This window comes from Pantoea sp. X-Soil-TKNS-1211, assembly GCF_059730495.1.
Genome location: NZ_AP035956.1, coordinates 361,495 through 374,398, shown reverse-complemented (window position 1 = coordinate 374,398; position 12,904 = coordinate 361,495). Strand labels below are relative to the sequence as shown.

8 protein-coding genes are annotated in these 12,904 nt (G+C 49.0%); 1 reads left to right on the top strand and 7 read right to left on the bottom strand.

Annotated elements, in window-relative coordinates:
• Positions 1-1,021 precede the first annotated feature (1,021 nt).
• The 6 genes from AC6I8W_RS26600 to AC6I8W_RS26575 all read right to left on the bottom strand — a co-directional run bounded on the left by AC6I8W_RS26600 (position 1,022) and on the right by AC6I8W_RS26575 (position 8,921).
• A complete protein-coding gene (locus AC6I8W_RS26600; RefSeq protein WP_497839253.1) occupies positions 1,022-1,972 on the bottom strand; it encodes an Rpn family recombination-promoting nuclease/putative transposase in 951 nt (316 codons plus the stop codon).
• A 1,170-nt stretch (positions 1,973-3,142) separates the two neighbouring features.
• Positions 3,143-3,376, bottom strand: a complete 234-nt coding sequence (locus AC6I8W_RS26595) for a plasmid partition protein ParG (protein WP_497839252.1) — start codon at positions 3,374-3,376, stop codon at positions 3,143-3,145.
• A 104-nt stretch (positions 3,377-3,480) separates the two neighbouring features.
• Positions 3,481-4,101: a ParA family partition ATPase gene (gene parA / locus AC6I8W_RS26590; protein WP_497839251.1), complete on the bottom strand. Its 621-nt coding sequence runs from the start codon at positions 4,099-4,101 to the stop codon at positions 3,481-3,483.
• 396 nt (positions 4,102-4,497) lie between these two features.
• The gene (araC, locus tag AC6I8W_RS26585; protein WP_497839250.1) at positions 4,498-5,379 is read right to left on the bottom strand and encodes an arabinose operon transcriptional regulator AraC; all 882 of its coding nucleotides are present in this window, start codon (positions 5,377-5,379) and stop codon (positions 4,498-4,500) included.
• An 84-nt stretch (positions 5,380-5,463) separates the two neighbouring features.
• Positions 5,464-6,885, bottom strand: a complete 1,422-nt coding sequence (locus AC6I8W_RS26580; protein WP_497839249.1) for an MFS transporter — start codon at positions 6,883-6,885, stop codon at positions 5,464-5,466.
• On the bottom strand, positions 6,885-8,921 hold the full coding sequence (locus AC6I8W_RS26575) for a beta-galactosidase (RefSeq protein WP_497839248.1): 2,037 nt from the start codon (positions 8,919-8,921) through the stop codon (positions 6,885-6,887). Before AC6I8W_RS26575 ends, AC6I8W_RS26580 begins: the two co-directional genes overlap by 1 nt.
• Positions 8,922-9,473: 552 nt before the next feature.
• Here AC6I8W_RS26575 and AC6I8W_RS26570 point away from each other — a divergent pair.
• Entirely contained in the window at positions 9,474-10,178 is a 705-nt protein-coding gene (locus AC6I8W_RS26570; RefSeq protein WP_497839391.1) for a RepB family plasmid replication initiator protein, read from the top strand.
• Positions 10,179-10,825: 647 nt separating this feature from the next.
• Here AC6I8W_RS26570 and aegA read toward each other — a convergent pair.
• Positions 10,826-12,805: a formate-dependent uric acid utilization protein AegA gene (aegA, locus tag AC6I8W_RS26565; protein WP_497839247.1), complete on the bottom strand. Its 1,980-nt coding sequence runs from the start codon at positions 12,803-12,805 to the stop codon at positions 10,826-10,828.
• Positions 12,806-12,904: the final 99 nt, after the last annotated feature.

Below are 12,904 nucleotides of genomic sequence, written 5' to 3'. Positions count from 1 at the left end.
TAGTTTGTTGTGCATAACTCTTTGAAACGTAATCACCGAAAATTTAGAGAGCCAGTTGATCACGCTTACGACGCGGCTTAGCTCAGACTTTGCACGTTTTGACTTATAAACAACCAAATCAAGCATTTACTCACTACAGCAGTCATGGAGTACTCGGCATAGCAGTCACCAGCACTCTCTGTAGCGGTCAATCAACTCAATACAGTAGTCATTCCTCTCTCCACAGCAGTCGTCAACATCCGTCTAAGCCATATCTATCAAGGGTTTCAGCGCTGGTGGGATCTGTTAAGGATCTAACTAGGATCATATTAGGATCGAATAATTGGATCTGGCCTGTGGATAATGAGGAAAAGTCTTCTCTGGAAGGGCATGCATCCGCGTTGTGTTTTTCTTCGTCAATTTATTAAAACCGATCTAACTGCTTTCTCGATGAAGAGATGAATGATCCGTATTTAGACAAGCAGATATCAAAAGGAGATCTCATCAGGTCGGGTACCAATATCTCAAATGACCACTGTAGTGAGTGTATGACGACTTTAGAGAGTTAAAGAAAATGAGCTCATTCATGGCATTCCAACCTCAAAGAGTAACCACACTCTTCTATCAATACCGTCCCCTGTCTGTTGCCGAATACAGAAGACTGCTGTAGTGAGTAAACTTACTCTCTATAGTAGTCATATACGTCTGCTGTCATCCTAACGTCTTGGGCTTGCCAGGAACGCTTCAGGTCATGAGTAAACAGCTGTCCTTCAAAGCTGGGGAGTGGTTCAGTGATGGAGTTGTGCCAGATAGCCTTCAACCTAGCCAATCATTCTCGTGACGGTGCATGCAAGATGGTGTGGGCAATTTGACGACTATACATCCAGTTGTTCCGTTCGCCCTCAAATTGCGATAGTCGTTTTGAATAGCGCTGGATCATTGTAGAGAAACTGATGCTTACAAGCAGGAACACACGTTTAATCTCCCTGCTCCGGCTTATCTGAACAATCGGAAATGCAGGGAGAAGAAAATGAAGAGTGGATTAGTGGCGGATCTGGGCAAGATCGTCTTCGGTTAGACCGGTCATTTTCATAACGGTGTTGCGATCTACTCCGTTCTGCAGCATGTTACGGGCAACTTCGAGTTTGCCTTTCTCTATACCTCGTTGCTCACCGAGCCGGATACCCTGTTCGATGCCCTTTTCAATGCCCTTCTGTTCAAGCTGCTGTGCGATGGTCATCAGTTCATCCTCATGTTGCGGCACCCGCTGTGCCAGGTTGCGTACAAAGGCTTCTGCGTCTGAAGTCTCGCCTGCCTGGATAAGGTAGTTTATCAGTGAAGAAAGCTGCTGTCCTGTTATGTGTTCTGTCAGAAGCAAAGTGGCCAGCTTATCCAGCAGATCTGTCAGGTCGCGCTGATAAATGTGTTTCTGCAGCAGAGTCAGTGCGGCCATACTGCGGCGGCCCATGATTTCTTCATCAGGAATGACCGTCACATCAACCAGCGGGAATTCACCGCTGTAGAGTTTTCCGGCGAGAACCGGATCGCTGAATTCATCCAGCCAGCGAGTCGAATACGGATAAGGACTGCACCTGCCGGTATAAAACAATACCGGAATCACCAGCGGAAGCTTTTTATGCCCGGCATCGAGGTGGCGCTGCATGGCAGCCACCGCGTAACGAAAAAGTCTGAACGCCATATGTTTGTCCGGAGTGGACTGATGCTCAATGAGCACATGTATATAACCTTCATCGCCGGTTGTGGTTTTCAGACTGTAAAGCACATCGCTGAAGTAGGGACGAAGGTTTTCCTCGACAAAACTTCCCGACTCCAGCTTCAGGGTCGTAAAGTCACAGACGGCTTGCAGGTCTGCCGGGAGGTGCAGTTGCATGAAATCCCGTGCGGTATCGGGATGGGTCAGAAATTGTTTAAACGCAAGATCATGCGGGGTCGGAGTGGCATTCTTCCTGGCCTTGGCTTTCTTTTCCGGCATCCTCTTCTCCTTTGCCTCTTAGCTATCATTTTGTATGACGATATAGTAGCGGAACCCAGGATTACATTCCTGCTGTAAACTGCAGGCATGTTTCATTGCGCCAGGAATTCAGCCCAACGTTAACCGCCACCAGATTTTATAAATTGTGGGTTCTTAAAACCCTGGCGTTGACCAGCCACCCCCTGTTCCCTTCCATACTTTTCATTCGCATTAAAGCAGGCTGGCTGGTACTTGTAGACACACCTTGGAATAAATTCCCAATGAATTGATGGTTGAGTAAAAACACAAATGAGTAAATAAGTTTTATTTTTTATACTAATAAACAATAAATTACTTCCAAGGATACAAAATCCGATACATACTCAACTACTCAACTACTCAACTACTCAACTACTCAACTACTCAACTACTCAACTACTCAACTACTCAACTACTCAACTACTCAACTACTCAACTACTCAACTACTCAACTACTCAACTACTCATTTGAGTAAATTGGCTCATTTCAGTTTCTGCCGAACGATTATCATTTTTACACTGGAAGACGGTACTCAGCTTTTGGAGCGTTGAGGAAGAAGGATTGTATCGTGAAGTCTGAAAGTAACTTATGAGTAAGTGAGTAAGTGAGTAAGTGAGTAAGTGAGTAAGTGAGTAAGTGAGTAAGTGAGTAAGTGAGTAAGTGAGTAAGTGAAATTATGTGTAAGTACTGATCTGAGTACAAGCCCATTACCAGGTTTTCGGTCTAACTTTCCCCTGAACTTGATTAAAAACTGCGACTGTTCGTATGAGTTACTGCTTCTGATATTTCAGTGGAAGTCCTGCTCACTGACAGGAAAGGCATGACTGCAACTGGCGTTACTACATGATTCAGCATTCCAGTACGGGAAATGGAACTTCATTTGAGTAAATGTGCATAAGGTTATATGAGTAAAAACTCATTACTTCTTTTGAGTAAATGCGCTTTTACTCCATATGCCCATAGATTGCAGGTCGGCTCGGGAAGATATACATCAGTAAATTTACTCAAATGGGTATTTACTTATTTGAGTATAAACTCATTTACATATATGAGTTAGCTTTATACTCTCAAAAGCTCAAAAGCTCAAAAGCTCAAAAGCTCAAAAGCTCAAAAGCTCAAAAGCTCAAAAGCTCAAAAGCTCAAAAGCTCATTTACTCATTATCACTAAGCCATTGATCTACAAGGTCATTGATAACCACTGTAATGTTAGTGCCGCGCTTTGCGCAGGCTGCTTTGAAACGTGCATGTTTGGCTTCGTCGAAGTTTACATTAACCCGTTTCTGCTTATCCGAACCAAGTTGCGCTGGTGAAGAGACAATTTTACCAAGGTCCCTATGCTCTCCAAAGGTCATCGTCGCTGATGAGTGCTTCTTTTGCAGTGCCATAATCGTCATCTCTCTAAATGAGTGTTTGTGTAAAGGCGTTTTTACTTAAATGAGTATATACCCATATGAGTATAAGTGTGTATGAGTATTAACTCATTTAGTGGTTACTCAAAAAAAGACTCTATCTCTCTGGTCAGGATTTGGATTTCGCCTTTCGCTGCACCATCTGATGTCTCAAACACACTGTCACCATCCAGGACGGATTTGACGTAGCTCTGTCGTTGGTTAATCGCAGTTTTAAGCGCCTTGATGCCAGTCTGGGCAATGCTGTCCTTCAGAACGCTGAGCATCTTCGCTTGCTCGATCTTACGCGTAATCAGGAAGCGGGCTTCGACCGGGCGATTATACGCCTGCGCTTCAAGTACGGTGACAACGGAACCAGAGGCGGAGAAATCCAGTGGGCTTGGCGTAACCGGAATAATGATGAGATCACTGACCATAACTGCCGCAGAAGTGATGACAGAAAGAGAACCGGCACCGTCGATGATGACGTAGTCATATTCGCTGAGTTCTTTACGCACCTGATAGACATCTTTTTCGGAAGAGGCGGTATAAACATCAAAGCGTGCTTTTTCGTTCTTGTTCCAGTTTGTCAGACTCATCTGTGGGTCTGTGTCGACTACGGCAACTTTTTTTCCACTGGCTGCAAGGCAACTACTGACATTAATAGTGACGGTGGTTTTTCCTGAACCGCCTTTTGGGTTCAGGAAGGAAATAATCTTCATGCTCAAATCCTCAATGTTTCATATGAGTTATGACTCATATGAAGTAAAACACATATGAGTTAATGTGTAAATACGGTTAGTTTCATATGAGTAAATGAGTATTTGTGTATTTTGGCGATGGTTACTGATGCAACGACATCTGGTTCGCCTGAAAGAAAACTACTTAACTAATTGAATTAAAAGTTACTTATCTCAAGCATGTCCAGAGGGTGAGGTAGGTGAGTCTGGTGCTGAGAATCTGATGTGTCTCTCCCTGGTCACGTTGTACCAGATGGAAGGGGAGGGGACTTAACCAAAGTGTCAGAGGCCACAATCGCTGTGTCCCGGGCATTTAGCGGGGAGGTGACATTCGGATAGTTGTGTATCCCCACAGGGCAGAAGTGAGCATCATCTGAACTAGAAAAGTGGGATACGCTCAAACTTCTTACGATACTCACGCGGGCTAAGGTGGTGATGCTGGCTAAAGATGCGAGAAAAATAGAGCGGATCCTCGTAACCGACTGCGCGCGCAATCTGGGTTATCGAAAGCTGTGTCTGTTGCAGCAAATCACAGGCACGGGAGATGCGCTGTTTTTCGCGCCAGCCAAAAATAGTATCCCCCATCTCTTTTCTGAAGATGTGAGTCAGCCTGGAAGAGGAGAGATAGGTCATTCTGGCCAGATCATCAATACGTACATCTTCCGCGAGATGCTCATTCAGGAAATGGCATACCGTCTGGATACGAGGGTCCCTGTTATGGTGGTTACTGGCAGGTTGACGCTGGAATAACTCGAGAATAATGCGTTCAAGCGTGTTCATTGCCATAGCTTCAGAAAGTGGTTCTGATGCAGCATTCCAGCGAATCACGTCCTTGAACTGATCCGCCAGGTGCTTGCTTTCAGCGGAGCTGGTCAGCGGCGTACGGCCAATATTCCCCTCGGTGCGATCCCAGTGCAGCCAGTCAATCCAGTAAGGACGCGGGATGAAATAAATCCATAAGTGATCCCACGCCGGGCTTTCCTTTGCCCGGCCATAATGGTGGAGAACGCCCGGAGGGAACAGCAACATCTCATCTGCAACACAATGAAACTCACCGTCCGCGTGACGAATGACGCCTTCACCTTTAAGCGTCAAGTTGAGCATATATCCTTGCATGCCTTCAGGGCGGTGTATGAAGAAATCGAGCCTGCTGCCGGGACTTATCGGGGTGAACCCAGACACCATAAATGCATTAAAGGTGAAACGCCTCATAAGCGGTGAGTAGTTCACCATTTCTGTGTCGCTCAGCTCCGCCATCATCACCCGTCCGATTGTTGAATTGCGGGAAGTATAACGGCAACGACGGGCGCAGATTGACGTTGCCTGTCAGATTTGCGGCGAAGCTCACCCCTGACTTTGTAGTCTCTCTTCAGCGGGTGAAAGTGCAGGTACATCAGCCTGCTGGTAACGTCCGGCAGATAAGTCATGTGCAACCGTTTCGTAAAAGTCATCCAGCTTATAAAACCAGAGCAGTACCAGATTAATGGCAGCCAGCAACAGCGGGAAGACGATGAACATGAACTCAATGGTCTGGATGACGGTGGCCGACTGAGCAACATTTCCGCCACTGACAAAACCCGCTGCGCCCAATATCCAGCCTACACTGGCAGTACCGAGTCCCATCCCCAGCGTCTGTCCAAGCGTACCCGCGCTGAACAAGATCCCTTCAATGCGCAAACCTGTGCGCCATTCCCCGTAATCGATGGTGTCGGCCAGTAATGCGAACATGGTGGCACCAATGCCGCAAAAGCCTACACTTCGAACCGCCGTTGATACGATGACAAATAGCGCATCCTGTTTATTGAATAACGGGATCAGGTAAGCCACACAACACACCAGCAATCCAAGCGCCGCCAGCCGCCGCTTGCCCAGTTTTTTCAGCAGTACGGGAATAATCATCAGGGTGAGTAGGCCCGGTATGTACTGCGCCATGCTGATATAAGCAATCAGTGAAACATCAGACAAAATGTACTTCGAGTAATAAACCCCTACTGCGGAAAGTGCCGTCAGGCTGGTAAACGTAATCAGCAGATAGAAGAAGATAATTAACCAGTAGCGGTTGGCCATCATTGAATGCATGACCTGACGAGCGTTGATTCGCTGACTGTTATCCTGGCTCACAGGCTCTACGCGCTCGCGTGTGCCCAGTGCCGTCAGCAGCAGGAAAAACGCAGTGAAAAAGCCCAGAATAGCGAACACGATTATCCAGGACGTCCTGCCATTACCAAAGAATGCGACCAGTGGCAGGGTGAAAACGCCCACCGTCAGGGAACCACAGGTTGAAAGTCCCTTACGGAATACGCTGAGGATACCGCGCTGGTAGTTATCGCGCGTGATGAGCGCCAGCAGCGAGCCATACGCGATGTTGTTTGCAGTGAAGAAAATATTAGCCAGCAGATAAGTAATACAGACATACGCGACCTTAAAGCCATAGCTGACGTCCGGAACGGTGGCCATTAAAAATGCCGACAGACCAAAGGGGACGGCAGTCCAGAGTACCCACGGCCGGGCTTTACCCATCCGGGAGCGCGTTTTATCAATGCGGATACCAACGAAAATACAGATGATGCCATCAAGTACGCGGGCAAAAAACATCAGCGAACCAATCAGCAACGCAGGCATTCCCACCACGTCGGTGTAGAAAAACGCCAGGAAAGTGACCATCAACGTGTAAGTCAGGTTCGTACCATAATCTCCGACACCAAAAGCCAGGCGTTCGCGGATACCGATACGTTGCAGGTCTTCGTGAGTAGTAGGTTGTGCCATCACGCGTTCTCCAGTTCAAAAATTGCCACACCCCAGTCAGCCAGGGTCAGCGTATCACCCTGCTGATAACACCTGTCGCTCAGCAATTCCCGGCCTCTGCTGAACGGCAAGGTGATCTCCTGGGACTCACGGGAATAGTTGAAATAAAACAGCACCGTATTGCCGGCACGGTTGATCGCGCGTTTTACGATAAGAGGAAAATGAAGTGTTTCAGCCCCGCTGTGTAGTTCAATCCTGTGCTCCAGGCGTGTCAGCACATTGTCCAGAGCAGTTTGGCTGATATGGCAGCCAATATAGGTTGCCGTACCTGCACCGTGGCGCTTATGCACAATGGCAGCGTATTTTTTCCAGTAAGGATGCTGATAGCGCGCCCAAACTTCGGTATCCGGGCTATCGACCTCCAGTAACTCCATCCAGTGGCTGACCGCTGCTGATTCAGGCGGGATATCCAGCACGTCTGAATGCAGGGTGACATCCTGCGGTTCGACAAACAGCTGATAACTTGCTCCCAATGTCTCACGAATGACCGCAGGCTGACGTTCGTGTCGCACCTTCAGATGCTCATTGGCAAAGCCAGATTTGAAGGAATACAGAATATGACCGCCGTCAGCCACAAACTGATTTAACCGATGCAGTGAGGCATCAGAAACGGCATAGAGCAGCGGTGCGATCAACAGCGCGTATCGGGACAGGCGTGGATCATCCACAGTCAGAATATCGACTTCAATATTTCGTCGGTAGAGGGTGTCGTAGTAGCTGCGAATCAGGTCGTTGTACTGATGTTCTTTATGACGCTCGAATTGATGTCCCTGCCAGGGATGCCAGTCCACCGCTGTCAGCGAATTGTTGCTGACCAGTAGTGCCACCCGGTTTTGCTTTTTCAACCCGGAGAGCTGCGGCGACAGGCGTGCCAGTGCCTGTCCAGTCTCCCTGGCTTCGTCATACACAGGGTTGGGTTGCAGATCGTGGCTGAGCAATCCTTTCCAGTAGGTTTCGTAGGCGTTATGCAGTGAATGCCAGTGCCAGTATCCGATCATGGCGGCACCAGAGGCAATATGGCTGAAAGCCTGCTGCCGCAGTTGCCCCGGATAAGGTGTCCAGTTCTTGAATGCTTGTGCCTGGGTTTCCAGCACCAGATAGTTGCTGTCTTTGGTCGTGCGCGCGATATCCCCACAGAAGGCGATTTCGGCCCCGGTAAGCTGATGCTGGCTGGGGTGATAAATATCTACGCCGGTGATATCAAGGACTGATGACGCGGAGAAGTGATCAACCTCGCCCCGCACGCCAAAGGACCAGGTCCGCCACTCGAAATCAAAGTTGTGGGTGATGAACTGGTCTGGCAATCGATATTCACTGACCAGCTTCGCTTGCCAGGCGAGAAAATCTGTGACCAGATCACGCTGATACTGCTGAAAGGCGGCACCGAGGCTGGCATTGATGGTGCTTTCCAGCGGAGGAAAATCTTCCCAGTCATCAATACGGTTGCTCCAGTAATCCAGCCCGTACTCCGCATTGAGTTTTTCCAGATCACCAGCAAAACGTTGCTTCAGATACCCGACGAAATCCCTCTGTACATGTTCACCACAAGTGTCGTAGTACTTCGTTTCGTTATCTATCTGGTATCCGATCACCGCAGGATGGTGCGCTGTTGCAGCCAGTAACGCGCGAATAATACGTTCGGCGTAACGCAGATAGATTGGGCTGGTGATGTCCATTTTCTGACGATGGCCGTATTTGTTTACTCCCTGCGGTGTGGTGGCCATCACGGAAGGGTGTTTTTTAGCCAGCCATGCAGGAATGGCGTAGGTAGGGGTGCCGATAATCACGGCAATCTGGTTTGCATACATGCGTTCGAGTACGGTCAGCACAGCGGAGAAATCGAACTCACCATCCCGGCGTTCATAACTGCTCCAGGTGCTTTCAGCAATGCGTACCACGTTAATCCCTGCCGCTTTCATCAGACGGATGTCCTCATCCAGCCGTTCTACCGGCATATATTCACGATAATAGGCGACACCGTATAACAGCTTATCCATTGCACTTCCCTCATCTCAGTACCGATAGGGCGGTACGTTATCCGAAGGGATCCGGTGAAAGATGAAGTATGTCGCTGCCAACATAGAGAAACTCGCTTCCGCGTCAGTCTTTTGATGGGCATCACATAACCATAAATCTGGAGCGCAGAATGCCACGGTTTATCAACAGGCTGATGTGATGGATCCCATTTGTTCATCATGCGGGATAGTTATTGATCACCGCCACGATCCTTGCCATTCATAAAATGAGTTTTCCACTTACCCACAGAGATATTTTTAATATTTTTTATATTGTTATCTCTTTTTAAACCTTTTTAGCGCGCTCCTGGACCTTGCTATAAGCGGCCTGAGAAGGATCAATATGTAGAAATTACCCTCAGTAGATGTAGAGATTGCCCTGATTTGATGTAGAAATCGCCCTCAGCATGTGTAATATCTGCCCTTGGCACATGTAGAAACTGCCCTCAAAAAGCAAATTTACGCACATGGATCAACAGAGGATCGGAATCGGTGGATAAATACAGGCAAGTTTTGACGCTGGTGGCATCGGTAATGCCGGTAAGTAAGATCATTGCTCAATCCAATGAGATGACTGAAGCTGCATACCACTTGACGCGTGACCAGAAACGCATCCTTTTCCTTGCGGTAGGTCGTATTCGTAACGCCACAAAGGGCGGTGATAAATCGGCGGGTCTGTGTGAGTTTACCGTTGCTGAATACGCCGAGATGTATAATTTGCCCTCAACAGAAGCCAGCAAAGATATCCGTAATGCCCTGGCAGGGTTCACAGCCAAGGAAGTATGTATTTTTCGCCCTGAAGAGGATGAAGGAAACGAGAAGGGGAGTGAGGTTTATCCGTGGATGATAAAGAAAGCTTACTCTCCGCGGCGCGGCACCTACATTGTTCACCTGAACCCCTATCTGATGCCTTTCTTCACCTCACTCGAGAAGCGGTTCACGAAGATTAAAATCAAGGACGTTGCCGGTATCACCAATCCCTATGCCATTCGTCTCTATGAGTCACTTTGCCAGTACAAGAATGCTGAAGGTTCTGGCTTTGCTATCCTGGGCGTGGAGTGGATGATTGAACGCTACGGATTGCCGAAGTCCTACCTGAAGATGGCGGAGTTTAAGCGTGGTTTTCTGGTCAAAGCCGTCAAAGAAATCAAAGAAAAGACCCATATGACAATCACTTATAGTGAAAAGAAATCAGGTAATCGTATCACGCATTTTCAGTTCACCTACCAGCAAAGCTAAGGGCAATTTCTACACCTTTCCCCAGTACTGGACGAAAGTATTTGAGGGTGATTTCTACATCTTCTGCTCGGGTGGAAACAGAGAACTGAGGGCAATTTCTACATCTTCTTCCTGGTAAACTTCAAAGCTCTTTAGCGACTTTAGCCTGAGGGCAAATCCTACACATTACACGCTACCAAATTGAATATTGGTGATTTTTTTGCACTCCATTTTTCTGTCCGTGTCGTGGTTGAGGGCATTTTGACCACATCCGATGTTTTGCGGATGTAGTTTTTGCCCTCAGTTGATGGCAAAAACTACATGATTTCACCATCTCCGATTCTTGCGTCCACTGAAGTCGGCGCTTTTGAGGGCAAAAACTACATTTGTTGGTTCAAATCAGGTTCTCAATCAAACATTGAGGGTATTTTCTACACCTGACTTTTGCTGCGGCTCTGCCGAGGGCAATTTCTACATCTGCCCATTCTGAACGTGAGGGTGATGACTACACCTTCAGGCAAACAGGAAGGGCAATAACTACACATTGCGGAGGTGAAAACTGAGGGTAATTCTTACATCTCAGCTTATACATCATGTAGTTAGCCTGAGTAATGAGGTCAATGCAAAGGCCCACGTTTGCTGACTTCCGCTATGTTTTGTCCGGTGTGTTAATGCCTGGCCGGTGATTTCACCCCCAACCAGTCCATCATCCCCTGTGCCGCATGGCGACCTTCCGCCATTGCCGTGACCACCAAATCGGCGCCGCGCACGGCATCTCCACCGGCAAAGATTTGCGGATTCGTGGTCTGATAACGGAACGTGCTGTTAACGCTGGCGGCGATACGTCCCCGATTATCCAGGCAGACGTTCTGGCTCTCCAGCCACGGCATGGCATGCGGATTAAAGCCAAATGCCATAATCACGATATCAGCAGGCATCACAAATTCACTGCCCTCAATCGGTACCGGTTGACGACGCCCTGAAGCATCTGGCTCGCCGGGTTGTGTGCGCAGCAGACGGATGCCACAAACGTTGCCGCTGTCGTCCAGTTCCAGTTGCAGGGGTTGCACATTAAATTCAAACTCTGCGCCCTCATCGCGGGCGTTTTTCACCTCTTTCCGTGATCCGGGCATATTGGCCTCGTTACGACGGTAAGCACAGGTCACTTTATGTGCCCCGTGGCGTATTGATGTACGCACACAATCCATCGCGGTATCTCCGCCGCCCAGTACCACGACATTCAGACCTGCGGTGTTGATAAACGGCTGCTCTGCACTGTCCGGTAGTCCCATCAATTGTCTGGTGTTAGCAATTAAAAACGGTAGTGCATCACAGACCCCCGGTGCATCCTCGCCAGGTAAGTTTGCCTTCATTGAGTGGTAAGTCCCGACGCCAATAAACACGGCGTCATAGTCACTCAACAAGGCTTCGAGCGTGATGTCTTTGCCAATCTCGCAGTTCAACTCGAAACGGATGCCCATCGCGCTGAAGATCTCACGACGACGTGCCAGCAGCGTTTTATCCAGCTTAAAGGAGGGAATACCAAAGGTGAGCAAACCACCGATTTCCGGGTGGCGGTCATACACGGTTGCGCTGATGCCGTTGCGTACCAGCACATCGGCGCAGGCCAGTCCGGCGGGTCCGGCACCGATAATCGCAACGCGTTTATCCACGGCCTGCACTGTACTTAAATCGGGCCGCCAACCCTGAGCCAGGGCCTGGTCAGAAATATAGCGCTCAATATTACCGATGGTCACCGATCCATACTCGTCACGTATCGTGCAGGCACTTTCACATAACCGATCCTGTGGACAAACGCGGCCTGTGATTTCAGGCAGGCAATTGGTTTGATGCGACAACTCGACGGCTGCGGCAATGTCTCCCTCTTTCACCCGTGACACCCATTGCGGAATATGGTTGTGCAGGGGACAGTTCCATTCGCATATACTGTGCTCGCCACAAGCGAGACAACGCTGTGCCTCGCGCAATGCCTGGTCTGGGTGAAAGGGTAGATAGATTTCATCAAAGCCGTTTTTGCGCACTGTCACCGGGAGTTTATCGGGTTCCCCCCGCGCTGCTGTTGCCCGCATCTGCCGTACTTTGAGGTGTTCATCCGGAAGTGACAGCGCGCCGACTTTCTGGCCCAGCGGCGCTTCCGCATTGGCAGTTCGCAGGCGGCGCGACTTCACCAGACGGGTAAGCGTCGCGTTATTTACCAGTTGCAGCGCCTGCGTGGGGCAATGTTGCGCACAGGCAGGGCCTTCGGGGCGGCCAAGGCAGAGGTCGCATTTGTGTGCAGTGGCTTTTATCTGCCCATTGCCAACCGGTGTTACCAGCACCTCCAGGGTGCCAAAAGGGCAGGCGATGACGCAGGATTTACAGCCGATGCACAGTTGCTGATCAACCTGGACTGAATCATCAATGCGGCTGATCGCACCATTCGGGCAACTGCGGGCGCAAGGGGCATCTTCACAGTGATGGCAGGTGACGGCATTGCGTTGTCGCAGATGTCGAATCACGGTGATGCGCGGCCTGAACTGCTCAGGATTCAACACATGTTGCTCATTATTATGCGACATCACACAGGCCACTTCGCAGGCCCGACATCCGATGCATTGCTGACTGTTCGCCATCACAAAACGGTTCATGACAACCTTCCTTTTTGTCTAAAGCATTACTCACTCTGTGGGTATTAGATTTTAAGGATAGGCCGATGGCAGACAATGTTCATTTGCCCAGATCAGGTT

Coding starts and splice junctions, on each gene's coding strand:
- AC6I8W_RS26600 (WP_497839253.1), bottom strand. CDS start 1,972: ATGCCGGAAAAGAAAGCCAAGGCCAGGAAGAATGCCACTCCGACCCCG.
- AC6I8W_RS26595 (WP_497839252.1), bottom strand. CDS start 3,376: ATGGCACTGCAAAAGAAGCACTCATCAGCGACGATGACCTTTGGAGAG.
- parA (WP_497839251.1), bottom strand. CDS start 4,101: ATGAAGATTATTTCCTTCCTGAACCCAAAAGGCGGTTCAGGAAAAACC.
- araC (WP_497839250.1), bottom strand. CDS start 5,379: ATGATGGCGGAGCTGAGCGACACAGAAATGGTGAACTACTCACCGCTT.
- AC6I8W_RS26580 (WP_497839249.1), bottom strand. CDS start 6,885: ATGGCACAACCTACTACTCACGAAGACCTGCAACGTATCGGTATCCGC.
- AC6I8W_RS26575 (WP_497839248.1), bottom strand. CDS start 8,921: ATGGATAAGCTGTTATACGGTGTCGCCTATTATCGTGAATATATGCCG.
- AC6I8W_RS26570 (WP_497839391.1), top strand. CDS start 9,474: ATGCCGGTAAGTAAGATCATTGCTCAATCCAATGAGATGACTGAAGCT.
- aegA (WP_497839247.1), bottom strand. CDS start 12,805: ATGAACCGTTTTGTGATGGCGAACAGTCAGCAATGCATCGGATGTCGG.